At 71.5% G+C, this 25,758-nt stretch carries 21 protein-coding genes and 1 pseudogene; 9 read left to right on the forward strand and 13 right to left on the reverse strand.

Going from position 1 to position 25,758, the window contains the following annotated elements:
• Positions 1-141: 141 nt before the first annotated feature.
• Entirely contained in the window at positions 142-2,493 is a 2,352-nt protein-coding gene (locus ACIA8R_RS00430) for a glycoside hydrolase family 6 protein (RefSeq protein WP_397035649.1), read from the forward strand.
• A gap of 127 nt (positions 2,494-2,620) precedes the next feature.
• On the opposite strand, the gene ACIA8R_RS00435 is transcribed toward ACIA8R_RS00430, so the two are convergent.
• The 5 genes from ACIA8R_RS00435 to ACIA8R_RS00455 all read right to left on the reverse strand — a co-directional run bounded on the left by ACIA8R_RS00435 (position 2,621) and on the right by ACIA8R_RS00455 (position 6,837).
• Positions 2,621-3,019 carry a DUF1992 domain-containing protein gene (locus ACIA8R_RS00435; protein WP_397035651.1) on the reverse strand — a complete coding sequence of 133 codons (399 nt, stop codon included), beginning with the start codon at positions 3,017-3,019 and terminating at the stop codon, positions 2,621-2,623.
• Between the two features lie 14 nt (positions 3,020-3,033).
• Complete coding sequence (gene folP / locus ACIA8R_RS00440; RefSeq protein ID WP_364084198.1) at positions 3,034-3,933, reverse strand: dihydropteroate synthase; 900 nt, start codon at positions 3,931-3,933, stop codon at positions 3,034-3,036.
• A 69-nt stretch (positions 3,934-4,002) separates the two neighbouring features.
• Positions 4,003-4,467 carry an ATP-binding protein gene (locus ACIA8R_RS00445; protein WP_364084195.1) on the reverse strand — a complete coding sequence of 155 codons (465 nt, stop codon included), beginning with the start codon at positions 4,465-4,467 and terminating at the stop codon, positions 4,003-4,005.
• A 97-nt stretch (positions 4,468-4,564) separates the two neighbouring features.
• Positions 4,565-5,614 (reverse strand): NAD-dependent epimerase/dehydratase family protein, encoded by a 1,050-nt coding sequence (locus ACIA8R_RS00450; protein WP_397035654.1) that lies wholly within the window; start codon positions 5,612-5,614, stop codon positions 4,565-4,567.
• A 41-nt stretch (positions 5,615-5,655) separates the two neighbouring features.
• Entirely contained in the window at positions 5,656-6,837 is a 1,182-nt protein-coding gene (locus tag ACIA8R_RS00455; protein ID WP_357702367.1) for a zinc-dependent alcohol dehydrogenase, read from the reverse strand.
• 162 nt (positions 6,838-6,999) lie between these two features.
• On the opposite strand from ACIA8R_RS00455, the gene ACIA8R_RS00460 reads away from it, so the two are divergent.
• Entirely contained in the window at positions 7,000-8,379 is a 1,380-nt protein-coding gene (locus ACIA8R_RS00460; protein WP_357702366.1) for a carbohydrate-binding protein, read from the forward strand.
• Between the two features lie 111 nt (positions 8,380-8,490).
• Here the strand turns inward: ACIA8R_RS00460 and ispG are convergent, their stop codons facing one another.
• Both ispG and ACIA8R_RS00470 read right to left on the reverse strand, forming a co-directional pair.
• A complete protein-coding gene (gene ispG, locus ACIA8R_RS00465) occupies positions 8,491-9,594 on the reverse strand; it encodes a flavodoxin-dependent (E)-4-hydroxy-3-methylbut-2-enyl-diphosphate synthase (RefSeq protein ID WP_364084187.1) in 1,104 nt (367 codons plus the stop codon).
• 127 nt (positions 9,595-9,721) lie between these two features.
• A pseudogene (locus ACIA8R_RS00470) lies at positions 9,722-10,276 on the reverse strand (1-deoxy-D-xylulose-5-phosphate synthase N-terminal domain-containing protein); the annotation flags it as partial.
• A gap of 125 nt (positions 10,277-10,401) precedes the next feature.
• On the opposite strand from ACIA8R_RS00470, the gene ACIA8R_RS00475 reads away from it, so the two are divergent.
• From ACIA8R_RS00475 to ACIA8R_RS00495, 5 genes are read left to right on the forward strand one after another with little or no spacing between them, the layout of a single operon-like run.
• On the forward strand, positions 10,402-11,451 hold the full coding sequence (locus ACIA8R_RS00475; protein WP_397035657.1) for a polyprenyl synthetase family protein: 1,050 nt from the start codon (positions 10,402-10,404) through the stop codon (positions 11,449-11,451).
• 11 nt (positions 11,452-11,462) lie between these two features.
• On the forward strand, positions 11,463-12,404 hold the full coding sequence (locus ACIA8R_RS00480; protein ID WP_397035659.1) for a 4-hydroxy-3-methylbut-2-enyl diphosphate reductase: 942 nt from the start codon (positions 11,463-11,465) through the stop codon (positions 12,402-12,404).
• A 27-nt stretch (positions 12,405-12,431) separates the two neighbouring features.
• A complete protein-coding gene (locus ACIA8R_RS00485) occupies positions 12,432-13,841 on the forward strand; it encodes a family 2B encapsulin nanocompartment shell protein (RefSeq protein WP_357702356.1) in 1,410 nt (469 codons plus the stop codon).
• Positions 13,842-13,885: 44 nt separating this feature from the next.
• Positions 13,886-15,256 carry a family 2B encapsulin nanocompartment shell protein gene (locus tag ACIA8R_RS00490; RefSeq protein WP_397036517.1) on the forward strand — a complete coding sequence of 457 codons (1,371 nt, stop codon included), beginning with the start codon at positions 13,886-13,888 and terminating at the stop codon, positions 15,254-15,256.
• On the forward strand, positions 15,256-17,463 hold the full coding sequence (locus tag ACIA8R_RS00495; protein WP_397035661.1) for a germacradienol/geosmin synthase: 2,208 nt from the start codon (positions 15,256-15,258) through the stop codon (positions 17,461-17,463). The genes ACIA8R_RS00490 and ACIA8R_RS00495 overlap by 1 nt, the downstream gene beginning before the upstream one ends.
• Here the strand turns inward: ACIA8R_RS00495 and ACIA8R_RS00500 are convergent.
• Together ACIA8R_RS00500 and ACIA8R_RS00505 are read right to left on the reverse strand one after the other, a co-directional pair.
• A complete protein-coding gene (locus ACIA8R_RS00500; protein ID WP_397035663.1) occupies positions 17,430-17,777 on the reverse strand; it encodes an STAS domain-containing protein in 348 nt (115 codons plus the stop codon). The genes ACIA8R_RS00495 and ACIA8R_RS00500 overlap by 34 nt on opposite strands.
• Before the next feature lie 453 nt (positions 17,778-18,230).
• Positions 18,231-18,497: a hypothetical protein gene (locus ACIA8R_RS00505; RefSeq protein WP_357702350.1), complete on the reverse strand. Its 267-nt coding sequence runs from the start codon at positions 18,495-18,497 to the stop codon at positions 18,231-18,233.
• A gap of 452 nt (positions 18,498-18,949) precedes the next feature.
• Here ACIA8R_RS00505 and ACIA8R_RS00510 point away from each other — a divergent pair, with 452 nt between their 5' ends.
• Positions 18,950-19,384 (forward strand): NlpC/P60 family protein, encoded by a 435-nt coding sequence (locus ACIA8R_RS00510; RefSeq protein ID WP_357702348.1) that lies wholly within the window; start codon positions 18,950-18,952, stop codon positions 19,382-19,384.
• Positions 19,385-19,632: 248 nt separating this feature from the next.
• Here the strand turns inward: ACIA8R_RS00510 and ACIA8R_RS00515 are convergent, their stop codons facing one another.
• The 3 genes from ACIA8R_RS00515 to ACIA8R_RS00525 all read right to left on the reverse strand — a co-directional run bounded on the left by ACIA8R_RS00515 (position 19,633) and on the right by ACIA8R_RS00525 (position 21,658).
• On the reverse strand, positions 19,633-19,899 hold the full coding sequence (locus tag ACIA8R_RS00515; RefSeq protein WP_357702346.1) for a hypothetical protein: 267 nt from the start codon (positions 19,897-19,899) through the stop codon (positions 19,633-19,635).
• 650 nt (positions 19,900-20,549) lie between these two features.
• Positions 20,550-21,044, reverse strand: coding sequence for a MarR family winged helix-turn-helix transcriptional regulator (locus ACIA8R_RS00520; protein WP_364084171.1), 495 nt, complete (start codon positions 21,042-21,044; stop codon positions 20,550-20,552).
• Positions 21,041-21,658, reverse strand: coding sequence for a DJ-1/PfpI family protein (locus ACIA8R_RS00525; RefSeq protein ID WP_397035666.1), 618 nt, complete (start codon positions 21,656-21,658; stop codon positions 21,041-21,043). Before ACIA8R_RS00525 ends, ACIA8R_RS00520 begins: the two co-directional genes overlap by 4 nt.
• A 61-nt stretch (positions 21,659-21,719) precedes the next feature.
• On the opposite strand from ACIA8R_RS00525, the gene ACIA8R_RS00530 reads away from it, so the two are divergent.
• A complete protein-coding gene (locus tag ACIA8R_RS00530) occupies positions 21,720-23,066 on the forward strand; it encodes an NERD domain-containing protein (protein WP_357702340.1) in 1,347 nt (448 codons plus the stop codon).
• Between the two features lie 8 nt (positions 23,067-23,074).
• On the opposite strand, the gene ACIA8R_RS00535 is transcribed toward ACIA8R_RS00530, so the two are convergent.
• The gene (locus ACIA8R_RS00535) at positions 23,075-25,756 is read right to left on the reverse strand and encodes a BTAD domain-containing putative transcriptional regulator (protein ID WP_397035668.1); all 2,682 of its coding nucleotides are present in this window, start codon (positions 25,754-25,756) and stop codon (positions 23,075-23,077) included.
• Between the last annotated feature and the right edge of the window lie 2 nt (positions 25,757-25,758).

Here is a 25,758-nt window from a genome sequence, read left to right on the forward strand (position 1 = left end):
AGTTTCATCCACCTTCCGGGGCATTCGGCGAGCATGTGGCCCGGGGACGCCCGGCGCGGAACCGCGCTCATTTACAGGGCTCTGGGGGCGTCTCACTATGGGAGCGCTCCCAGCCAACTGAGTTCCTGGAGATGATCGCTAGTGAGACTCAACAGCGGCCCGCGCCGATGGGCCGTGACCATGACCGCCGCGAGCGTCGCGGCCCTCGGCCTCGTCGTCGGCCAGACCACGGCCGCCAGCGCCGCGGTGAACTGCGACGTGACCTACTCCGCCAACTCGTGGACGAGCAGCCCCGGTCAGGGCGGTTTCACCGCGAACATCACGTTGAAGAACACCGGCGACCCGATCACCTCGTGGACGCTGGGCTTCGACTTCCCCGGCACCGGCCAGAAGTACACCCCGACGGGCTGGAGCGCCAACTGGACGCAGTCGGGCACGCACGTCACCGCGACGAACATGCCCTACAACGGCAGCCTGGCCACCGGCGCCTCCACCACCATGGGCTTCAACGGCACCTGGTCGGGCAGCAACAACCCGCCCACCTCGTTCACCGTGAACGGCGTGACCTGCGGCGGCGTCACCCCCACCACCCCCTCGGTGGTGACCTCCGCCAGCTCGGTCGCGGTCAACGAGGGCGGCACCGCCACCTTCACCGCCAAGCTGTCCTCCGCCCCCACCTCGAACGTCACCGTCACCACCCAGCGGACCAGCGGTGACACCGACCTGACCGTCAGCGCGGGCGGCTCGCTCACCTTCACCCCCGCCAACTGGAACACCGCCCAGACGGTCACCCTGGCCGCCGCCCAGGACGCCGACACCACCGCGGGCACGGCGGCCTTCTCCGTCGGCGGCACCGGCGTCACCTCGGCCACCGTCAACGCGACCGAGGTGGACGACGACGCGGTCGTGGAGCAGGCGCTGCTCGTGACGCCCACGTCGGTGACCGTGCCCGAGGGCGGGACGGCGACGTACACGGTCAAGCTGGCCGCGCAGCCGTCCGCGAACGTGACCGTCACCTCGGCGGCCGGCAGCGGCGACGCCGACCTGACCGTCTCCGGCGGCGGCAGCCTCACCTTCACGCCGGCCAACTGGAACACCGCCCAGACGGTGACCCTGGCCGCCGCGCAGGACGCCGACAGCGCCAACGGCACCCGCGCCTTCACCGTCGCCTCCACCGGCCTGACCTCCAAGACGGTCACCGCCACCGAGGCCGACGACGACGGCCAGCCGCCCACCGGCCACGTCGAGAACCCGTACGCCGGCGCCACCGGCTACGTGAACCCGCAGTGGAAGGCCAAGGCCGCGGCCGAGCCCGGCGGCGCCGCCGTCGCCAACACCTCCACCGCCGTGTGGATCGACCGCATCGCGGCCATCGCCGGCTCCTCCTCGGCCATGGGCCTCCAGGCCCACCTGGACGAGGCCGTCGCCCAGGACGCCCTCAACGGCTCGGCCCCGCTGACCGTGCAGTTCGTCATCTACGACCTGCCCAACCGCGACTGCTCGGCCCTGGCCTCCAACGGCGAACTGCTGATCGCCCAGAACGGCTTCAACCGCTACAAGGCCGAGTACATCGACGTGATCGCGAACATCCTGCGCGACCCCAAGTACGCCAACCTGCGCATCGTCACGATCGTCGAGCCCGACTCGCTGCCCAACCTGATCACCAACACCAACAACTTCCCGAAGTGCGCCGAGGCCAACCAGGCCGGCGGCTACGTGGACGGCGTCCGGTACGCGCTCGACAAGCTGCACGCGATCACCAACGTCTACACCTACGTGGACGCCGCCCACCATGCCTGGCTCGGCTGGGACTCGAACTTCGCCCCCGCCGTGAACCTCTTCTACAACATGGCCGCGGGCACCACGGCCGGCGTGGACAGCGTGGACGGCTTCATCGTCAACACCGCCAACTACTCAGCCACCAAGGAGCCGTACTTCACGATCAACACCCTGGTGAACGGCCAGACCGTCCGCCAGTCCAAGTGGATCGACTGGAACTACTACGTGGACGAGTCCACCTTCGCCGCGGCGCTGCGCACCGCGCTGGTCAACAAGGGCTTCAAGCCCGGGCTCGGCATGCTGGTCGACACCTCGCGCAACGGCTGGGGCGGCACCGCCCGTCCGGGCGGCGCGAGCACCTCGACGGACGTGAACACGTTCGTCAACCAGTCGCGCGTCGACCGCCGCATCCACGCCGGCAACTGGTGCAACCAGAGCGGCGCGGGCCTCGGCGCCCGTCCGACGGCCAGCCCCGAGCCCGGCTTCGACGCCTACGTCTGGATCAAGCCTCCGGGTGAGTCCGACGGCGCCAGCACCGACATCCCGAACGACGAGGGCAAGAAGTTCGACCGGATGTGCGACCCGACCTACACCGGCAACAACCTCAACGGCAACAACATGTCGGGCGCCCTCGGCGGCGCCCCGCTGTCGGGCCAGTGGTTCTCCGCCCAGTTCCAGGAGCTGGTCAGGAACGCCTACCCGCCCGTCAACTAGCTCACCGAGCCGGCCGGGGGCTCCGGGGCCCCCGGTCGCCGGCCGAGGGGCCCGCCTGACCCGGGCCCCTCGTCCGGCGAAGGGGCCCGGGCCGGAGCCCGGGCCCCTTCCCCATCGGCCGCGCCGCTCAGCGGCTCTCGCGCCACTCCGACACGACACGCTCGACGTCGAAGGGCATCAGGTTGAGCGGCGGCCCCGGCAGGCCCTTCCTGATCGCGTCGCGGATCTTCTCGTTGACCTCTTCGAGCAGCCGCCGCACCTCGGTCTCGGACCTGGCCCCGCGGGCCTGCCGCAGCACCTCCTCGGCCTCCTTGCGCAGCGCCAGCGTCGGGGGCAGCGGCATGGACAGCCCCTCGCTCTCCAGCTTCTGCTTGATCCACCACATCTCGTCGTGCGGCCGGTCGAGGCCGGGCAGCGGCTTGCCCGCGCCGGGCAGGTCGTCGAACTCCCCGCGCTCGGCCGCCTCGCGGATCTGCCTGTCGACCCAGCTCTCGAACGGCATGCCCACCGGCTTGCGATCGGTCAAGGACGCGGCTCCTCTCACGCCAGATTGTGGCTCGGCGCGACCGGCGTCCGCCAGCCGAGCACGGCCTCGGTCATGCGGACGGACGCGACCGTCGCGGCCACGTCGTGCACCCGCAGAATCCGGGCGCCCTTGAGGATGGAGACGACGTTCGCGGCGATCGTCCCCTCCTTGCGCTCGCCCTGCGGGCGGTCGATGGTCTCGCCGATGAAGTCCTTGTTCGACAGCGCGACCAGGGTGGGGTAGCCGATCGCGGTGATCTCCTCCAGCCGCCGCGTCAGCTCCAGGGAGTGGAAGGTGTTCTTGTTCAGGTCGTGGCCCGGGTCGATGATGATCCGGTCGGGGGCGATGCCGGCCTTGAGCGCGAAGGCGACCCGTTCGCGCAGGAAGCCGGCGACCTCGCCGACGACGTCGTCGTAGCTCGGGCGGAAGACCCTCCTGCCGGGACCGCCGAGGCTGTGGGTGACGATCACGCCGGCGCCGGTCTCGGCCGCGACCTCGGCCAGGCCGGGCTCGCGCAGGCCGTTGGTGTCGTTGATGACGTCGGCGCCGGCCGCAAGGGCCGCCCTGGCGACCTCGGGACGGTGGGTGTCGACCGAGATGACGGCGTCGGTCGCGGCCCTGACCTCGGCGATCACCGGGACCACGCGCTTGATCTCCTCCTCGACGCCGATCGCGGCCTGGGCCGCGCTGAAGGCGAACCCGCCGATGTCCACCCAGTCGGCCCCCTCCTCGACGGCCCGCACGCAGGCCGCGACCGCGCGGTCGAGCTCGTACGTGCTCCCCTGGTCGTGGAAGGAGTTGGGGGTGCGGTTGACGATGGCCATGATGGCGACCTGGCGCTGGAAATCGAACTCCCGCCGCCCGATGCGGCGGACCGGAGAGATGATCTCGGGGGGAATGTTTCCGCCGCTCACGTAGTGGCCCCTTCCGTCTCCTGCCGAGCCTACCCGGGGCCGCGGCGGGGCAGTCGGGCGCGCCCGCGCTCAGCCCTGGAAGCGCCCGGACGGCCCGCCGCCCCCGGTGACCCTGATCCGCTTCATGGTCCGCGGGAGGGCGGGCGCGTGCGGCAGGCGCATGGTGAGCCGGACCGTGGTGCCGTCCGGCCCGGTACGGAAGTCGGCCAGGTCGCACAACCGCCGGATCAGGTAGATCCCGCGGCCGGTGCAGGAGAGGTCGGACGGCCGGACGGCGCCGTCGAGGTACGCCTGCGGGATGCCCGCCCCCTGGTCCGCCGTCTCCGAGCGGATGACCCCGTCGACCGTCCACAACGTCAGATGCCCGCGTCCGTCCGCGTGCTCCACGGCGTTGACCACGCTCTCGTGCACGGCCAGGACGAAGTCCTCCAGCCGGCCGTCGCGCAGTCCGCTGCTCCCGGCCTGCTCGGCGACCGCGCGGCGCAGCTTGGTGACGTCGTGGAGAGTGAAGGGCTGGGTCAGCAGAAGGGCCATGGCACTCCTTCGTGTCGTCACGACACGCAGGCCACGCCTCTGGACCTTGCGTAGAGACCGGTCCCCTTCCCCGGTCCGGCGCCGTTACACCCCCGGATCAGGGACGGCCGCCGGCTCCCGTGGCCAGTTCCTTGGCCCGGCCCACCGGACCGCCGTCGGGCCTGAGCGGCGGGGTCTCCATGCCGGCGCCGTCGTGCAGGCCGTCCAGCAGCTCGCGCATGGCGTCCCAGGAGGAGTGCCGCGGCCGCCAGCCCAGGACGTCCCTGGCCCGGTCGGTCTTCATGACGGGGATGCGCAGGGCCAGTTCGAGCAGCCCCGGCGAGGCGGGCACCAGCCGCAGGTGCCAGCCGGCTGACATCAGCGTCCTGGCCAGCCAGGGCGTGACCGGCATCGTCCGGGTGCCGAGGAGCTTGGCCAGGTCGGCGGGGTCGAGCACGGGCTCGGCGGCCAGGTTGAAGGCCCCCGACACCGTCCTGGTCACGGCCAGCCGGTACGCCTCGGCGGCGTCGTCGGCGTGCAGGACCTGAAGCCGCAGTCCGGGCACGTCGGGCACGAACGGGATGCGGCCGGGCCGGAAGAGCCCGCGTGGCAGGAAAGGCCCGGCGAACAGGCGGCGCTGCTCGCTGGCCGCCGCCCGCTGGAAGATGAACCCCGGTCGCATCCGCACCACGCGGATCGCCGGATGGTCGTGCTCGAAGACGTCGAGCACCCGCTCGACGTACGCCTTCTCCCGGCCGTACGCGGCGCCCGGCCAGCCGTGCGTGGGCCAGCTCTCGTCCACCGGCCGGTCCTTGGGGCCCGGCGAGTACGCCCCGACCGAGGACGCGTGGACCAGCGCGGGCACCCCGGCCTCGGCCGCCGCGCGGAACACCCGCATGCTGCCCAGCACGTTCGCCCGCCAGGTGACGGCCGGGTCCCTGGTGGGCTGGAACAGCCACGCGAGGTGCACGACGGCGTCGGCGCCGTCGAAGATGCGCGAGAGGTCGCCGGTGGCGACGTCGGCCTGCCGCCACTCGGTGCGGTCGATGCGCCATCCCGGCAGGCGGCGGGCGACGCCCACGATCGACGTCACGTTGTCATCCGCCGCGAGCGCGCGTACGACGCTCGTGCCGACGTTGCCGGTAGCCCCGACCACCACGACTCTCATGCATGCACCGCTGCCCGTGCTCCGGACGGCGAAACCCCTGCTCAGGGCTGCAACAGGATCTTTATCGCACCATTCGCCTTCTTCTGGAACATCTCATACGCCTGCGGCGCCTCGTCCAGCCGCATGCGGTGGGTGGTGAGGTCCATGACGCCGAGCGGGTCGGAGTCGTCGGTGACCAGCGGCATGAGCCGGTTGATCCACCGCCGCACGTGGGCCTGGCCCATGCGCAGCGTGACGCCCTTGTCGAACATGCGCAACATCGGCATCGGGTCGGTCATGCCCCCGTAGACACCGATGACGGAGATGACGCCGCCGCGGCGGACCGTGTCGATGGCCTGGTTGAGCGCGGCCAGCCGGTCGACGCCCGCGTGGGACATCAGCGGCGCGGCCACCGCGTCCGGCAGCAGCCCGGTGAGCGTCTGGGCGATCTTGGCGGCCGGGGAGCCGTGGGCCTCCATGCCGACGGCGTCGATCACCGAGTCGGTGCCGCGGCCCGAGGTGAGCTCGCGGATCGCCCCGGGCACGTCAGAGGTCTCGCTCCCGTCCACGACCTCGATGCCGTGGCGGCGGGCCATCTCCAGGCGTTCGGTGACGCCGTCCACGCCGATCACGCGGGCGCCGAGGTGGCGGGCGATGCGGGCGCACATCTGGCCGATGGGGCCCAGGCCGAAGACGGCGACGCTGCCGCCGTCCGGGATCTGCGCGAAGTCGACGGCCTGCCAGGCGGTCGGCAGCACGTCGGACAGGAACACGAAGCGCTCGTCCGGCGGGCCCTCGGGGACCTTGATCGGGCCGAACTGGGCCTCGGGCACGCGCAGGTACTCGGCCTGGCCGCCGGGCACCTGGCCGTACAGCCTGGTGTATCCGAACAGCGCGGCGCCCATGCCCTGCTCCTTGACCTGCGTGGTCTCGCACTGCGCGTACAGTTCCAGGCCGCACATGTGGCAGTGGCCGCAGGAGATGTTGAACGGGATGACGACGCGGTCGCCGGGCCTGATGTCGGTGACGGCCGCTCCGACGGCCTCGACGACACCCATGGGCTCGTGGCCCAGGATGTCGCCCTCGGCCATGAACGGGCCGAGCACTTCGTACAGGTGGAGGTCCGAGCCGCAGATGCCGGTGCTGGTCACCCGGATCACCGCGTCGTTGGGCTCCTTGATGGCCGGGTCGGGGACCTCCTCGACCCGTACGTCGCGCTTGCCGTGCCAGGTGACGGCCTTCATGACGCCAGATGGGATTCGGACGGCATAAATGCCGCATACCCCCACATAGCGCTCCAAACGATTTCCCCCATAACACCGTGATAGGGGTCTTTTGGGACGACCACTCCTCGTATTCGGACCCGTACCGTGCAGACACCCCCCTGTACGCGAGGAGACATGCACATGCTCCCCAGGAAGACCGTGACGGCGGGCATCGCGCTCGCGGTCACCATGATCAGCGTCCCCGCCCTGGCCTTCGCCGCCAAGGGCGCCACCGCACAGGACGACACCCCCTACGCCATCGCCCAGGCCAACGCCCAGGCCGTCGCCGACCCCCCTCAGGGCCTGGTCGACGCCATGAGCCGGGACCTCGGCATCACCGGTCAGCAGGCCGAGGCCCGCCTGGTCAACGAGTCCGCGGCGGCCGGTCTCGAACCCACCCTGCGCGCCCGGTTAGGCGCCTCCTACGCCGGCTCCTGGGTGACCGGCCCCACCTCCACCCCGGTCACCGCCACCACCGACAGCTCGCAGGTGGCCGCCATCGCCGCGGCCGGCGTGCAGGCCCGCGTGGTCACCCGCTCGCTGAGCAGCCTCGACCAGGTCAAGGCCAAGCTCGACGGCGCGTCGGCCAAGGCCCCGAAGACCGCCCCCGTCTGGTACGTGGACGTCGTCAACAACACCGTCGTCGTCCTCAGCTCCAACCCCGCCAAGGCCGCCGCCTGGGTGAAGGCCAGCGGCGTGGACGCCTCCGCCGTCCAGGTCGTGCGCTCGGCCGAGAAGCCCACGCTCTTCTACGACGTCCGCGGCGGCGACGCCTACTACATCGGCTCCGGGACGCGCTGCTCCGTCGGCTTCTCGGTGACCAAGGCCGGCTCGCAGGGCGGCTTCGTCAGCGCCGGCCACTGCGGCACCGCCGGGTCCAGCACGTCCGGTTCCAACCGGGTCGCCATGGGCACCTTCCGCGGCTCGTCCTTCCCGGGCAACGACTACTCCTGGGTCGAGGTCAACGGCCAGTGGACCCCGACCGGCGTGGTGTACGGCTACAGCGCCGGCATCCTGCCCGTACGCGGCTCGACCGTGGCCCAGGTGGGCTCGGCCGTCTGCCGCGCCGGATCGACCACCGGTTACCACTGCGGCTCGGTCCAGCAGCTCAACGCCAGCGTCACCTACCAGGAGGGCACCGTCTCCGGCGTGACGCGGACCAACGTCTGCGCCGAGCCCGGCGACTCCGGCGGCTCGTTCATCTCCGGCGACCAGGCCCAGGGCGTGACCTCGGGCGGCTCGGGCAACTGCAGCTCGGGCGGCACGACCTACTTCCAGCCGGTCAACGAGATCCTGTCCGCCTACGGCCTGACCCTCGCCACCCAGGGCGGCGGCCCCGGCCCGACCAGCACGCCGACCGTCACGACCACCGTCCCGGGCGGCACGTGGGCCGCGGGCACGACGTACGCCGCCGGCGCGACGGTGACGTACGGCGGCTCGTCGTACCGCTGCCTCCAGGGGCACACCGCTCAGCCGGGCTGGGAGCCGCCGAACGTGCCGGCTCTGTGGCAGCGCGTCTGACCCTCTAGACGTCCAGGCGGAGATACCCCCTCACGACCTGGACCGCGCGGCCGGGCTATGTCCCACTCCTCCGTCAGGGACATCGCCCGGCCGATGCGTTCCCCGCGCCCGTCAGGACGCCTCTCCGGCCAGCCGCAGGGCCTCCTCGACCAGCGTCTCCACGATCCGCGACTCGGGGACGGTCCTGACCACCTCGCCCCTGACGAAGATCTGGCCCTTGCCGTTGCCCGAGGCCACGCCCAGGTCCGCCTCCCTGGCCTCGCCCGGCCCGTTGACCACGCAGCCCATCACCGCCACCCGCAGCGGGTGGGGGAAGCCGTCGAGGGCCGCGGTCACCCGTTCGGCCAGCCCGTACACGTCGACCTGGGCCCGCCCGCAGGACGGGCAGGAGACGATCTCCAGCCTCCGCCGCCGCAGCCCCAGCGACTCCAGGATCCCGATGCCGACCTTGACCTCCTCCACCGGAGGCGCGGACAGCGAGACCCGGATCGTGTCGCCGATGCCCTCGTCGAGCAGGATCCCGAACGCCACCGCCGACTTGATCGTGCCCTGCATGAGCGGCCCGGCCTCGGTGACGCCGAGGTGCAGCGGGTAGTCGCAGCTACGGGCCAGCATCCGGTAGGCCGCCGTCATCACCTGCGGGTCGTGGTGCTTGACGGAGATCTTGATGTCGCGGAAGCCGTGCTCCTCGAACAGCGAGCACTCCCACAGCGCCGACTCCACCAGCGCGGCCGGTGTGGCCTTGCCGTGCTTGGCCAGTAGCCGGGGGTCGAGCGAGCCGGCGTTGACCCCGATGCGGATGGACACCCCCGCGTCGGACGCGGCCCGCGCGATCTCACCTACCTTGTCATCAAATTTCCTGATGTTGCCGGGATTGACCCGGACGGCCGCGCACCCCGCCTCGATGGCGGCGAAGACGTAACGCGGCTGGAAGTGGATGTCGGCGACGACCGGGATCTGCGACTTGCGCGCCAGGGCCGGCAGCGCGTCGGCGTCCTCCTGCGTCGGCACGGCGACGCGGACGATCTGGCAGCCCGCCGCCGTCAGCTCGGCGATCTGCCGCAACGTGGCGTCGACGTCGGCCGTCACCGTCGTCGTCATCGACTGCACCGAGACGGGCGCGTCGCCCCCCACCGGCACGGACCCCACCATGACCTGCCTGGACGCCCTGCGCGCCCGATGACGCACCGGCAGTCCGAGATCTACAGCGGCCACCTGTCCAACTCCCTTCTGACGGTGTGCGCGATGCCCTGGCCGGTGAGCCCGGCCTCGGCGAGCAACCCGGCCCGGCTCCCGTGCGCGACGAACTCGCGCGGCAGGCCGAGGTTGACGATGTGCTGCCCGGGCCCGCACTCCTGCCGGAGCAGGCGTTGTCGTTGAGCACGACGACCGGCCGGTGGCGGGCCACGCCCAGGTTGTTGAGCGCCTCCCAGGCCATGCCGCCGGTGAGCGCGCCGTCGCCGACCACGGCGACCACCGACCGGTCCACGTCGCCGGCCAGCAGGCGCGCCTTGGCCAGGCCGTCGGCGTAGGCGAGCGCGGCGGAGGCGTGGGAGTTGTCGACGTGGTCGTGGACGGACTCCTCCCGGCTCGGGTAGCCGCTGAGGCCGCCGCGGCAGCGCAGCGCGTCGAAGGAGTCGCGCCGCCCGGTGAGGATCTTGTGGACGTACGCCTGGTGCCCGGTGTCGAAGACGATGGCGTCGCCGGGCGAGTCGAACACGCGGTGCAGGGCGATCGTGAGCTCGACGACGCCGAGGTTGGAGCCCAGGTGCCCGCCACGCGCGCTCACCTTGTCGACCAGGAAGTCGCGGATCTCGCGGGCCAGGCCGGGCAGCAGCTCGGCGGGCAGGGCGCGCAGGTCCTGGGGAGTGGAAACGTACGGCAACAGGCTCGTCATGACATCCCCTGACGGTGTTGCAGGTGAGCCAAAAAGATAGTTGAAAGGCCCAAGACACTTTACACGCTCTGTATTCAAGTAGTAACTATTGGTAGCGCGCGTCCCGACAAGAAGGAGCCGAGCGGATGCCGGTGAGCTTCACGCAGCACTACCTCGGATCGCGGATCGAGCGACGCCTCGCCGACTTCCTTGAGACGTGGCGGGCGCCCGTCTCCGATCCCGACGTGCAGACGGCCTACCGGTTGCTGACCGAGTTCATCCTCGGCGGCGGCAAGCGCATCCGTCCCCTGCTGTGCTACTGGGGCTGGCGGGGCGCGGGCGGCGCCGACTGCGACGAGATCGTCAGCGCCGCGGCGGCCCTGGAGCTGTGCCACGCCGGGCTGCTCATCCACGACGACATCATGGACGGCAGCGAGCTGCGCCGGGGCCGGGCGACGATCCACCGGAACCTCGCCGACCTCCACGACGGCCCGTCCGCGCAGGCGTTCGGGCACGCGGGCGGCATCCTGCTCGGCACGCTCAGCCTGGCCTGGTCCGACACCCTGCTGTCGTCGTGCGGCGTCGAGCCCGTACGCCTGCGCGCCGCCCACCACCTCTTCGACGCCATGCGCACCGAGGTCATCAGCGGCCAGTACCTCGACATCCTCGCCCAGCTCCGCGCCGGCGCGAGCGTGACGGAGGCCCTGACGGTGATCCGCTACAAGACGGCCAAGTACACCGTCGAGCGGCCGCTGCAGATCGGCGGCGCCCTGGCCGGCGCCTCCGCCGAGCTGCTGGAGTCCTTCTCCCGGTTCGGCGTGCCGCTCGGCGAGGCGTTCCAGCTCCGCGACGACGTGCTGGGCACGTTCGGCTCCGTGGCCGAGACCGGCAAGTCCGCGCTCGACGACCTGCGCGAGGGCAAGCACACGGTGATGATCGCGCATGCCGTGGCGCACGCCTCGCCCGCGCAGCTCGACTACCTGCGCGCCTGGCATGGCAACCCGGGCCTCACCGAGGAGCAGGCCGCCGGGCTGCGCACCATCCTCATCGACACGGGCGCGCTCGACCAGGTCGAGTCGATGATCGACGAACGCGTGGGCGAGGCCACGGCCGCCCTGGCACGGGCGCCGATCGGGCCCGAGGCCGGCAGCGCGCTGTCCGTCCTGGCCGACCAGCTCGCGCACCGTACCAAGTAGGGGGCTTTCCGATGGGACGCGTACTGCTCGCGGCCCCGCGCGGTTACTGCGCGGGCGTCGAACGGGCGATCATCTCCGTGGAGGAGGCGCTCCGGCGCTTCGGGCCACCGGTCTACGTGCGCAAGCAGATCGTGCACAACACGTTCGTGGTGGCCGATCTCAGCAGCCGCGGCGCGGTCTTCGTCGACGAGCTCGACGAGGTGCCGGACGGCGCGCTGGTGATCTTCTCCGCCCACGGCGTCTCCCCCGCGGTCCGCCGGGAGGCCGGGCGCCGCGGCCTGCGCACGATCGACGCCACCTGCCCCCTGGTCACCAAGGTGCACAAGGAGGCGGTACGGCTGGCCGAGGCCGGCCACGAGATCGTGCTCATCGGCCACGCCGAGCACGAGGAGGTCGAGGGCACGGTCGGCGAGGCGCCCGGCCGCATCCACGTCGTCGACCCGTCCAGGACCCACGAGGTCACCGCGAACGGCGCGGCGCGCATGAGCTGGCTGTCGCAGACCACCCTCTCGGTCGACGAGACCATGGGCGCCGTCGCCGAGCTGCGCGACCGGTTCCCGCACCTGGCCGACCCGCCGAGCGACGACATCTGCTACGCCAGCCAGAACCGCCAGGAGGCGATCACCCGGATCGCCCCCGAGTGCGACCTGGTCATCGTCGTCGGCTCGGCCAACTCCTCCAACTCCCAGCGGCTGGTCGAGGTCGCGCGGCACGCCGGCGCCCCCGCCGCCCACCTGGTCGACCGCGCCGCCGACGCCGATCCCCGGTGGCTCGGCGGCGTGCGGACGGTCGGGGTCAGCTCCGGCGCGTCCGTGCCGGACGTGCTGGTCGACGACCTGCTCGACTGGCTCGCCGGCCACGGCTTCACCGACGTCGAGACCGTGACCGTGACCGAGGAGACGCTCACCTTCTCCCTCCCCCTGGAACTCCGTTCCTCCCGCAACCCCGGCTAGACCCCACACCGAGATTGGCGGTGCACCATGACAGAAACCACCGACTCCAGCGCGCCCGTGAACGGCAACGGACAGCTCAGCCTCAGTACCGAGGCCGCCAAACAGCTCGCGACCACGACCAAGACGCCACCGCAGATGCAGGAGATCACCTCCAGGTGGCTGCTGCGGCTGCTGCCGTGGGTGCAGTGCTCCGGTGGCGTGTTCCGGGTCAACAGGCGCCTGACGTACACGCTCGGCGACGGGCGCATCACGTTCTCCACGACCGGCTCCGACGTGCGGGTCATCCCGGCCGAGCTGACCGAGCTGCCCATGCTGCGCGGCTTCGACGACATGGAGGTGCTGGAAGCGCTGGCCGACCGCTTCCAGCAGCGCGAGATCGAGCCGGGCGAGGCCATCGTCAGGGAGGACGACCCGGCCGACCAGCTCGTGCTGATCGCCCACGGCCGGGTCGGCAAGGTCGGGCAGGGCGCCTACGGCGACGAGCAGAACCTCGGCGTCCTGGCCGACGGCGACCACCTCGGCGAGCAGGCGCTGGTCGGCGGCGGCACGTACGACTTCACCGCCACGGCCAAGACGCACACCACCGTGCTCACTCTGTCCAGGCAGACCTTCGAGCAGCTCGCCGAGCAGTCGCCGGCGCTGCGCGAGCACCTCCAGAACTGGCGCGCCTCCGGCGACCACGCCCAGAACGCCTACGGCGAGGCCGCGATCGACATGTCCTCGGGCCACTCCGGCGAGGTCGCGCTGCCCGGCACGTTCGTGGACTACGAGCAGTCGCCCCGCGAGTACGAGCTGAGCGTCGCCCAGACCGTCCTGCGGGTGCACAGCCGGGTCTCCGACCTGTACAACCAGCCGATGAGCCAGCTCGACCAGCAGCTCCGCCTCACGATCGAGGCCCTGCGCGAGCGGCAGGAGCACGAGCTGATCAACAACCGGGAGTTCGGCCTGCTGCACAACGCCGACTTCAGCCAGCGCATCCGCACCCGTTCCGGCCCTCCCACGCCCGACGACCTCGACGACCTGCTGGCCGTGGTGTGGAAGGAGCCGGCCTTCTTCCTCGCGCACCCGCAGGCCATCGCCGCGTTCGGCAGGGAGTGCAGCAAGCGCGGCCTCTACCCGCAGGCCAGCGAGGTCAACGGCCACCGCATCCCGGCCTGGCGGGGTGTGCCGATCTTCCCGTGCAGCAAGATCCCGGTCACGGGCAAGCGCACCACGTCGTTCCTGCTCATGCGTACGGGCCAGGAGAACCAGGGGGTCGTCGGCCTGCACCAGACCGGCATCCCCGACGAGTACCAGCCCAGCCTCTCGGTGCGCTTCATGAACATCAACGAGAAGGCGATCATCTCCTACCTGGTCAGCGCCTACTACTCGGCCGCCGTCCTGGTGCCCGACGCGCTCGGCGTCCTGGAGGACGTCGAGCTCGGCAGGAACGGCTAGCAGCCCCTTTCGTCCGTCCGGTCCAAGAATTGGTGGTGGTTGAGTTGACGGAGTCGGATCAGCGGCTGAGCCTGGATACCGCCGCGGCGCGGAAGCTCGCCACGACGACCAAGACGCCTCCGCAGATGCAGGAGATCTCCTCCCGCTGGCTGCTGCGGATGCTCCCATGGGTGGACACCGCCGGCACCTACCGGGTGAACCGGCGGCTCACCTACATGGTCGGCGGTGGCCGCGTGAGCTTCTCGCGCACCGGCGCCAGGGTACGGGTGGTGCCCCCGAGCCTGACCGAGCTGCCGCCGCTCCACGGGCTCGACGACGACCGCCTGCTCGACACCCTCGCGGGGCTGTTCGAGCAGCGGGAGTACGCCCGCGGCGACACGATCGCACGGGCCGGACGGCCGGCTGACGAGATCATCCTGGTCGCCGACGGCCGGGTCACCAGGTACCAGCCGGGCGACTACGGCAACCGCCTGGTGCTCGGCACCCTCGGCGAGGGCGACCACACCGGCACCGAGCCGCCGGGCGAACGGGCCGTACGGCACGACACGCTGGAGGCCGGCACCAGGTGCACGGTGCTGGCCCTGCCGTGGGGGGAACTGCGCGCGCTGGCCGAGAGCTCGCCCACCCTGCTCGAACAGCTCGAACGCCACCGCGCCCGGCGGGCCGCCCCCCAGACCAAGCACGGTGAGGCGGCCATCGACCTGGCGGCCGGCCACCGGGGCGAGCACACCCTGCCGGGCACGTTCGTGGACTACGACCCGGGGCCGCGCGAGTACGAGCTGAACGTCTCGCAGACCGTGCTGCGCGTGCACACCCGGGTCGCGGACCTGTTCAGCGACCCGATGGACCAGGCCGAGCAGCAGCTCAGGCTCACCGTGCAGGCGGTGCGCGAGTCGCAGGAGCGCGAGCTGGTCAACAACCGCGACTTCGGCCTGCTGCACAACGTCGACCCGAGCCAGCGCATCCGCACGCTGTCCGGGCCGCCGACCCCCGATGACCTCGACGACCTGGTCAGCCGGAGGAAGAAGTCCCGGTTCTTCCTCGCCCATCCGCGGGCCATCGCGGCCTTCGGCCGGCAGTGCAGCGCCAGGGGCGTCTATCCCGACACCGCCGAGATCGAGGGTGTCCCCGTGCAGTCGTGGCGGGGGGTGCCCATCCTGCCGTGCGACAAGATCCCGATCAGCCGGGCGGGCACCACGTCGATCCTGTGCATGCGCACCGGCGAGAAGGACCAGGGCGTCGTGGGCCTGTTCCAGACCGGCGTCCCCGACGAGCGGGAGCCGGGGCTCAGCGTGAAGCTCACCGGCATCGACCGGAAGGCGGTCATGTCGTACCTGGTCAGCGCCTACTACTCGTGCGCGGTCCTGGTGCCCGACGCGCTCGGGGTGCTTGAAGACGTGGAGGTCGCGAGCTGATGGCACACCCGTTCGAGCTGCCCGAGTTCTACATGCCGTATCCGGCGCGGCTCAATCCGAACCTGGAGGAGGCCCGTACGCACGCCAAGCAGTGGGCGCGCGACATGGGCATGCTGGAGGGCTCGGGCGTCTGGGAGGAGGCCGACCTCGACGGCCACGACTACTCGCTGATGTGCGCCTACACCCATCCCGACTGCGACGGCACCGAGCTGTGCCTGATCACCGACTGGTACGTCTGGGTGTTCTTCTTCGACGACCACTTCCTCGACGTCTTCAAGCGCACCGGCGACCTCCGGGGCGGCAAGCGGCACCTCGACCGGCTGCCCGCGTTCATGCCGATGGGCGATGACCTGTCCATGCCGGAGCCGGTCAACCCGGTCGAGGCGGGGCTGGCCGACCTGTGGCGGCGTACGGTGCCGGGCATGTCGGCCGACTGGCGGCGGCGGTTCGCCGAGAGCACCCGCCACCTGCTCAACGAGTCGATCTGGGAGTTGTCCAACATCAACGAGGGCCGGATCGCCAACCCGGTCGAGTACATCGAGATGCGCCGCAAGGTGGGCGGCGCGCCCTGGTCGGCCGGGCTGGTCGAGCACGCGGTGCGGGCCGAGATCCCCGCCCGGCTGGCCGGCACCAGGCCGCTGCGGGTGCTGAAGGACAGCTTCTCCGACGCCGTGCACCTGCGCAACGACCTGTTCTCCTACGAGCGGGAGGTCAGGGACGAGGGCGAGCTGAGCAACGGCGTGCTGGTGCTGGAGACGTTCCTCGGGTGCACGACGCAGGAGGCCGCCGACGCCGTCAACGACCTGCTCACCTCGCGCATGCAGCAGTTCGAGCACACCGCGCTGGGCGAGCTGGGCCCGCTCTTCGTCGAGCACGCCGTCGACCCGTTGTCGGCGGTGGGCGTGCTGGCCTACGTCAAGGGGTTGCAGGACTGGCAGTCGGGCGGTCACGAGTGGCACCTGCGGTCGAGCCGCTACATGAACGAGGGCGCGACGACGGCCCGGCCGCTCGGCATGAAGTCGCTGATCAGCGGCACCGGGGCCAAGCGGCTGCGCAACTTCGCCCACGCCGGGCGGCAGCCGGTCGGCCCCTCGCGCATTCCCGAGCTGTACATGCCCTTCGAGCTGCGCCTCTCCCCCCACCTCGACCGGGCCCGGCGGCACGCGGCGGCCTGGTGCGCGTCCATGGGCCTGCTGGAGGCCCAGCCGGGAGTCGCGGGCTCGGCGGTCTGGGACGCCGACAAGCTGGCCGACTACGACCTGCCGCTGTGCGCCGCGGGCCTGCATCCCGACGCCACCCCCGAGGAACTGGACCTGGCCTCCGCCTGGTTGTGCTGGGGCACCTACGGCGACGACTACTTCCCCGTCGTCTTCGGCCGGTCGGGCAACCTGGCGGCGGCCAAGGTCGCGGTGTCCAGGCTCTCGGCGTTCATGCCGCTGGACGGCACGCCCGTGCCGCCGCCCATGAGCGCGCTCGAACGCGGCCTGGCCGACGTGTGGGCCCGTACGGCGGGGCCGATGCCGCCCGCCGCCCGCGCGCGGCTGCGCCGGTCGGTCGTGACGATGTGCGAAGGCTGGCTCTGGGAGCTGGGCAACGAGGCGGCCGGGCACATCCCCGACCCGGTGGACTACCTGGAGATGCGCCGGCTCACCTTCGGCTCGGAGCTGACGATGAGCCTGTGCCGGCTGCGGCACGCGCACACGCTGCCCGAGGCGCTGTACGAGAGCGGCCCGATGCGGGCGCTGGAGAACGCGGTCATGGACTGCGGAATGTTGATGAACGACATCTTCTCGTACCAGAAGGAGATCGAGTTCGAGGGCGAGGTGCACAACTGCGTCCTGGTGGTCCAGAGCTTCTTCGACTGCGACTACCCGGCGGCGCTGGGCATCGTCAACGACCTGCTGACCTCGCGGATCAAGCAGTTCCAGCACATCGCCGCGCACGAGCTGCCGGTCCTGTGCGACGACCTCGGGCTCGACTGCGCGGCGAGGGGGGTGCTCGACGCGTATCTGGCCGACTGCCGCCACTGGCTGAGCGGCATACTCAACTGGCATCGCGGCTGTTCCCGCTACGACGAGCCGTCCCTGCGGCGGCACCACCGGCCGCCGGTCTTCCGGCTGTCGGGTCCCCACGGGCTGGGCACGTCGGCGGCGACCCTGCTCTACAGCGGCGTCTACAGCGGCGCGTCGTACGGGCGCGGGGCGTAGAACCAGCCCATCATGCGCAGCAGCCGCCGCACATGCGGCGTGACGTTGTGCAGGCGGATCCACCGCTGGTCCGGGGGCAGCGCGGGCAGCGCCAGCACCCGCAGCCCGGACAGGTCGATGAAGGTCAGTTCACCGGTGTCGACGTCGATGTACGTGCTGCCCCCGCGCGAGTCGGACAGCGTGCTGGCGAGCGCGGGGCTGTTGGTGACGTCGATCTCCCCCGCCAGGGCGACGGCCGGGGCGCCGGCGGCGACCCGCAGCGTGATGCTGAGCTGCCCGTCCTGATAGAGCAGCCGCTCTTCGAGATCGTTCACGACGTGCGCACCCCCCAACAGCTATGGACCAGGGGGTTGCCGGTGGGATGACCGTCAGGGTTCCTCCCGGCCGTCCTGGCCGCCCTGAGGAGGTCACGGCGCCTTTCGCCGCGCTGACGATTAACCCGAAACCAGGTTACACGAATTATGTTTCACTATGGGATGTTCAGGCAAAAATGACCGAATTGCAGCCCAATGATGAAGGGCCGCCTCCGGGGCCTGATCTCCGATCCCTGAACCCCGCTCTCCGGTCTTCGCGGACGAACGAGGCCGGCCCAGCACGCAGGGCTGGGCCGGCCTCGGACCGTCCTCGCGGCGGGGCTCGCCCGCGTCCCGTCGCGGCCGATCCGGCGGCGTTCCGGCAAGGTGCCGCCACGAGGGGTCGTGGCTGTCGGAACGCCTTCAGGTCAGCCTGACGGGCGCACGGACGGGCCGCCGCCGATCAGCGATTGCTCAGTTGTTGTCGCCGTAGTGGCTCTGGGCGTCCAGGATGTTGAGCTCGATGTCCTGGAGGTGCAGGGCGGTGAGGACGTCGACGTACTTGACGGAGTCGTTGAGGACGTCGTTGGCCAGCGTCAGGTCGTCCAGGATGGACAGCTGGCTCAGGATGGCCTTGCCGCTGTTGTAGGCGTTGGGGCCGACGTCGGCCGAGGCGCTCGTGGTCGTGAACCCGAACAGCGCGCCGGCGATGGCTGCACCGGTGAGAATGCGACGCATCATTTTTACTTCCCTTTCATCGGAATCGGCGCAGCGGTGCGCGTCATCATTTATTACCCGCCTCCCGAGTGGCAGGAATTTCGCGAATAACGATCTCGTGGGATCACGGTGGCCCGCAAGGGGAATATGCTAAGCCAAAGTCAAGTACCCGCACTTATTCCTTTGGCCGTCGATCGGGAGATAGTCGTCCCGAAATGCCCGGAAATATCGTGACTCGTCGGATGCGGCGGGCTGTTTTATCCCCATACTCCCGGAGAAGGTAATCGGAAGAAGTCGCTTGAAACGCCGTGCCGTAACGGCGGCATGGCCTGTCCCGCGGGGGTGCCTAATATGCCATGAACGGACTACTGCGGTTGCTGGCAATAGCATTGGCGCACATCAGCGTGTGCGTTTTTCATTCGTTTCCCGCGTATGGCGCCGCCGGATGCCATCCGCACGGGTGCCGCGCGCAGGCCGTGGCCGTCCGGTCGGCGGCGGGCTCGATCGCGCTGAGGGCGGCGGTGGAGATGATCGGCGTCCCGTACACGTGGGGCGGCGGCGGGCCGGGCGGTCCCGGCTTCGGGATCGGAAAAGGGGCCAAGACCTGGGGGTTCGACTGCTCGGGTCTCACCGAGTACGCCTGGGCGCGAGCCGGCGTGGCCATCGGGACGACGACGTACGAGCAGTGGAGGTCCGGGATCCGGATAGCGCGGGAGGAGATCCAGCCCGGGGACCTGGTGTTCTACGACAGTGACGCCGACACCCCGGGTCCTGAGCACGTGGCGCTCGCGGTGGACGGCACCCAGATCGTGCACGCGCCCTTCAGCGGCGAATCCGTACGGTTCGACGCGCTGGAGCGGCCGCACTTCCTGGGCGTCGTACGCCCGAGCCCGGGTCGTTCCGACGCCTAGGCCGGGTCCGCCGGCTCGGCGCGGGTACGAACGAGCCCCGCGGCCCAGGTCGTCCTGCAGTGATCGACCCGGGCCGCGAGGCGTTCAGAGCTCGGTGCGCACCAAGCCCGTGCCGTGGCCTCGCGAAATGCCACGGCGCGTACTTTCGGTCCACCTCAAGGCACCAGGAAGCCGACCTTGGCCGGGCGGCTCGGCGGCATTGTCCGCGAGACGCCGATCGTCTTCCTGCCTACGCCATGTGAGGAGGCTCAGTTGTTGTCGCCGTAGTCGTCCTGGTTGTTGAGGACGTTGGCCTCGATGTCGTTCAGGTGCAGCAGGGTGAGGATGTCGATGTACTTGATGGAGTCGTTGGCGACATCGTTCAGCGCCGTCAGGTCGTCGAGAATGCTCAGCTGGCTAAGGATGCTCTGCCCGTTGTTGTACGGGTTGGGGCCGACGTCGGCGGACGCGGCGGAGACGGAGAAGCCGAGAGCGGTGACCGCGATAGCTGCACCGGCCAGAATGCGACGGATCATGTTTGCTTTCCTCCATGGATCGGCGCCGAATTTGTGCGCCATGGTCGTTTGTGCAGGGCTGTGAGGTGCCGCAAATAACCATCGCGGCAGGCAGCGAAAATCGCAACCTGGATTGGCCTAACGAAGGTCAAGGGGACGCCTCGATTTCTTGGGGATCGGTTTCCGCGCTCATCGACCGGGGACTGCATATATCCCGGCCCCGCTGCCCGGCGAACGGGATTCTTTTGGCCTTCCGGCGGCGAGGTTGGGGCGTTCGTGCACTGCCGTTTAGGCAACGATCACCCGAAACTTGATGAACGGCCTACGCCGAACGGCGTACCTGGGGCGCCATCCATGGGCGGACGTCCCGGGCGAACAAAGGGGTGACGGCGCGGCCTGAGTTCGGCGAATCCGGAGATCGGACGAGTGCAATGCGGACGGATATCCGCAAGACCGTCGTGGTTATCCATGTGGTCGCCTCGGTGGCGATGCTCCGACCAGCCATTGGAGGGTGTTCCGCCATTACTGGACGACGGTCGAGCCGGTTTCCCCGGCGGCCGCGCTCCGCGCGGGCACGTTCCCGTTCGGCCCCGGGGAATGGCGACGGCCCGCCTCCTCCCCCGGGCCCGGAGAGCGGAACCGGCCCGGGGCCGAAGAGCAGAGCGGGGAGGTCAGGCGTCGGTGAGGTGGGTGAGGGCGGCGGTGAGGTGGTGGAGGGCGGTCAGGGCGTCGCGGGTGGCGTCGAGGCCGAGCACCTCCACCAGGCGGGCGGCGAAGTCGCGGTGGCCCGGGACGATTCCGGCGATCGCCTCGCGGCCCGCGTCCGTCGGCTGGAGCAGCTTGGCGCGGCGGTGGGCGGGGTTGGGCCGGTATTCGGCGAGGCCCCTCTCCACCAGCAGGTCCGCGATCCGCTGGACCCCTTGCCGGGTCATGCCCATCACCCGTGCGATCCCCGCCACGGGCAGCGGCTCCCCCAGGACGGCGCCCAGCACCTGCCACCAGGCCGCGGTCATCCCCGCCGGCTTGGCCAGTTCCTCGGCCACGTGCAGGAACTGGCCGTTGAGCCGGAACGACGCCAGCGCCAGCCCGGACAACAGCTCAGCCGCCACATCCCCATCCGGCACGTCCGCGTGGTTGCCGGGGTCGGGGGTGGTGCTCGGGGTCATGCGGCCATCAGCACCTCGAACGCCGAGGCGTCGCTCTTGCCGAACAGGCGGTACCAGGCGTCGAGGACGTCGGGGCGGTAGATGTCGAGCCGGCGGAAGATCTCCCTGGCGAAGGCGGCGGGCTCGGTGGGCCCGGCGGTGACCAGGTCGCCGTCGAGGACGGCGTCCCCCTCCCGGTAGCGCCCGGCGCCGGCGTACCCCTGCTGGGCCATCAGGTACGGCGGCGCCGCGCTGGTGTGGTCGCGGTCGTCGAGCAGGCCCTCGCGGGCGAGGCCGGCGGTGGCGCCGCAGATGGCCGCCACCGGCACGCCCGCCTCCAGGAACTCGCGGGCCTTGCGGGCGAACGGCGCCAGCTCGTCCCCCGCGTCCCAGAGGTCGGCGCCCGGCAGGATGAGCAGCGAGCTGCCCTCGGGCGTGAGCCGGTCGAGCGCGAGGCCGGGCGTGACCCGCAGGCCGCCCATGCTGACGACGGGCTCGGCGGTCAGGCCGACGTTGACGACCTCGTACGCCCCCGGCTCACGCTGGAAGCGCCCGCTGCGCAGATGGGCGGTCGCGTGCCCGGTCTCCCAGTCGGCGAAGGTGTCGTAGACGGCGTGGTGAATGATTCCCTTCATGACAACACACTGTCATTTCGACAGCATGTTGTCAACAGAGAACCGTGGGAGGATAGGCGCCATGGCACAGATCGTCGGCGGAGGACGGCCGGTCAACGACGCCGAACGGCGCGTGATCTCCTACTTGCGCGACCACGCCCCCGCCGACTGGCTGCTGCTGCACAACGTCGAGGTCCCCCGCGGCGACGACGTGTTCGAGGTCGACCTGCTCGTGCTGACCGGCCACTCGCTCGTGGTCGTCGACGTCAAGGGCACCCGCGGGCGCATCGAGGTGTCGGGCACCCGCTGGTACCCGCCGCGCAGGGAGGCGTTCGGCTCGCCGGTGACCAAGCTGCGGGGCACGGCCAAGGCGCTCAAGGGCCTGCTGGTGTCCAGGGCCACCCAGCTCGAACGCGTCTACGTCGACAGCCTGGTCGTGCTCACCTCGCCCGACGCCGAGCTGGTCGACCAGGCCGGCCGCGACGCGCCCAACGTCACCGACCTGCCCGGCCTGGTCGCCACGCTGGGCGACGTCTCACGGGTCAGGCGGGGGTGCAGCCCCGACGCGCGCCCCTACCTGACGGCGGTGCTCGACGCGCTCAACCAGACCGTGCGCCGCAGCACCGCGCCGCCCAGGTTCGGCAACTGGGAGGTCGAGGAGCAGCTCGGCGGCGACGCCAAGATCACCGAGTACCGCGCGTTCAACGCCACCCTGCCGGGCAGCGAGACCGTGCTGCTGCGGGTCTACCAGGCAGACCCGCTGGCCGACCACGAGGCGCGGGCCGCCGAGCGCCAGCGCATCGCCAACGCCTACCAGTCGCTCGCCCGCATCCCGCCCCACCCGTGCGTCGTGCGCTCGCGCGACTTCTTCGCCATCGACGACGAGAGCCGGTTCGTGCTGGTGCTCGACGACGTCCACGGGGAGGCGCTGCACCTGTCGCTGGGCAAGGGGGCCAGGCTGGGCGTGATCCAGGACCTGCTGCGCGGGCTCGCGCACGCGCACGCCAACGGCGTCGTCCACCGGGCGCTCACGCCCGGGTGCGTGCTGGTCACCGACGACGGGCACGCGGTGCTGACCGGGTTCGACTACGCCAAGCCGGGGCCGCGCAACTACACGGTCGCCCACGAGCTGGGCAACGTGCTCGACGCCCATTACGTGGCGCCCGAGTGCCAGGAGCGTCCCGACCGGATGACCACCGCGTCCGACGTCTACGCGGCGGGGGCCATCGCCTACCAGCTGCTCACCGGGGAACTCCCGACCAGCGCCGACGCCCACGGTCCCGACGTGCCCGACGTGGTGCGCCGGATGCTCGACCACGCTCCCGCCAAGCGGCCGAGCGCGGCCGAGGCGCTCGACGCGCTCCAGGGCGTGCCGTTGCAGCAGTCGCGGCTGCGGCGGCTGGTCCGCCGGCTGGTCTCCGGCCCGTGACACCCCCGTCAGGCCGGCAGGCTGCGGCGCAGGGCGCTGGCGTGCCTGAGGTAGTCGAGGGCCAGGCCGGTGCGCCCGGCCGAGCGGTGCAGCTCCCCGAGTAGCTGGGTGGCCGCCGCCTCGCCGCTGCGGTCGCCGAGCTCCTGGAAGACCTCCAGCGAGCGTTCGAGGCCGGTCGAGGCGCGGGTCAGGTCGCCGCGCGCCGCCTGGAGACCCGCCAGGCTCTGCAGCGCGTAAGCCCCGCAGTGGCGGTCGCCGAGCGACTCGAAGATCTCCAAAGCGTGCCGGTGGAACGACATCGCCTGGTGCAGGTGGCCCATCTGGAGGCACACGCATCCCTCCCGGTGGGCGTCCCCGAGCTCCTGGGCCAGCCGCATGGCCTCGCCGAGCGACTCCGCCGCCTGGACGAGGTCGCCCGAGTTCAGGCAGGCCCGTCCGATGGCCTGGTGGGCGAACGCCTCGCCGTGCCGGTCGTCCGAGGCCACGAACATGGCCAGCGCGCGGCGCAGGTGCGCGAGCGACCGGACGTGCCGGCCGCGGAACTGACTCACGGCGCCGAGCCCGCAGACGGAGGTCGCCTCGGCCCTGACGTCCCCCAGTTCGTGGAAGATCTGGCGGGAGAGGGTGAAGCCCTCGGCGGACTCCTCGTACTGGTCCTGGTACAGGCTGACCTGGGCCAGGCCCCTGAGCATGGCGGCCTCGCCGTACCGGTCGCCGGCGGCGCGGGCGGCGGCCAGGGCGACGGTGTGCGTACGGCGCCAGGTGCCGAGGTGGCAGTGCAGATCGAGGTAGGGCACCATGGCGGCGGCCAGCCCCCAGGCCGACTCGGCCAGGCCCAGCTCGGCCGCCAGGTCCACGGCTCCGGCCAGCGCCTCGTGCTCGGACTCGAACCAGCTGATCGGGTCGGCGGTGAGCCGGTCGAGCGTGCGCGCGGGCAGCCGCCACCTGGCCGCCCTGGCCGCGGTGAGGCTGAAGACGGTGGTGGGCAGGCGGGCCATGGCGTGCTCGGTGGTCGCCGTCCAGGCCGCCAGCACCCGGGCCAGCGCGGCACGGTCGGGGCCGCGTTCGCGCGCGTGCCTGCCGACGAGGTCGGGCACCCGGTAGCGCGGCTGGCCCACGTCGTCGGTGCCGACCGGGTCCAGCAGGTGGACGTCCACGAGCAGGTCGGTGACGTCGTGCGCGCCGTGCCGGCCGAGCGCGGCGTCCACCACCCAGCCCGGCTGCGCCCCGGCGGCGGGCCCGAGGACGCCGAGCGCGCTCAGCGTACGGGCAGCCTCCGCCGGCAGCCTGCGGTAACCGGCGTCGAGGCAGCCCCGCACCTCCTTCAGCTCGGCCAGCCAGTCCTCCTCCAGCCGTTCGCGCAGCACCGACAGCGACCAGCCGGGCCGGCCCGCCAGCCGGGCTCCGGCGCTCCTGACCGCCAGCGGCGACCCGCCGCAGAGCGTCACGACGGCCAGGGCGTCGGCCGGTTCGCGGGCCACCCGTCCGGCCCCGGCGACGCCGCCGAGCAGCGTCAGCGACTCCTCCGGCGACAGCTCGCCGAGCTCGACGCGCAGCGCGCCGGGCAACTCGGTGATGCGCCGCCTGCTGGTCACGATGACGGCGCTCTCGTTGCCGGGGAGCAGCGGGCCTACCTGGGCGGCGTCGCGGGCGTCGTCCAGCACGACCAGCATCGGGCGCTCGGCCAGCAGCGACCGGAACAGCGCCGACCGCTCGCCGGGCGTCGGCGGCGCGCCGGTCACGCCGAGCGCCCGCAGGACCTCGGCCAGCAGCTCGCCCGGCGCCCTGCCGCCCAGCTCCAGGTAGAGCTGGCCGGCGGGGAAGGCCGCGCGCAGGCGGTGGGCGGCGTGCACGGCCAGGGCCGACTTCCCCACGCCGGGCGGGCCGGAGATCACCGCGACCGAGAACGTCCCGCCCAGCGCGGCGAGGGGCGCGGCCCTGCCGATGAAGTCCGGCAGATCGGGCGGGAGCTGCCGGGGCACGGCGGGCGCCGCGCGTCCCTCGTCGGCCAGGATCAGCTCGTACGCACCGCGCAGCTCCGCCCCCGGCTCGACGCCGAGCTCGTCCACGAGCTGGTCGCGGACCGCCGCGTACGTGCGCAGCGCCTCGGCCTTGCGGCCCCCGCGATGCAGGGCGAGCAGCAGCCGGCCCCACAGGTCCTCCCGGTAGGGATGCTCGGCCAGCAGGCCGCGCAGCTCGTCGGCCGCGCCGTCGTGGTCGCCGGCCTTGAGCCGCCGCTCGATCAGGCACTCGGCGGCCCGCAGCCGCAGCCGGTGGAGGTGCTCGATCCGGCGGTCCCAGACCGGGCTGCCGGGCAGGTCGCTCAGCGGCGCGCCGCGCCACAGCGCGAGGGCGTGGCCGTACTCGCCGCGGCCGGTCAGCTCCTCGAACAGGCGCAGGTCGAGGGCGTCGTCCGCGACGTCGATCGTGTAGCCCGCCCCGGCGGCGCGCAGGCCGACCGGCCCGAGCTGGGACCTGAGCGCGCTCACGTAGGTGCGGACGTTGGCCAGGGCCGAACGCGGGGGCCGCCCCGGCCAGAGCACCTCGGCGAGCCGGTCGGCGCCGACCACCTGCCCGGCTTCCAGCAGCAACGTGGCCAGCAGCATGCGGGGTTTGCCGCCGGAGATCCGTAGGGGGCGGCCGCCGGAGCGGATCTCCAGCGGCCCGAGGACGTGGAAGGTGACCGTCATGA

Source organism: Nonomuraea sp. NPDC051191 (assembly GCF_044455665.1).
Lineage (GTDB): Bacteria > Actinomycetota > Actinomycetes > Streptosporangiales > Streptosporangiaceae > Nonomuraea.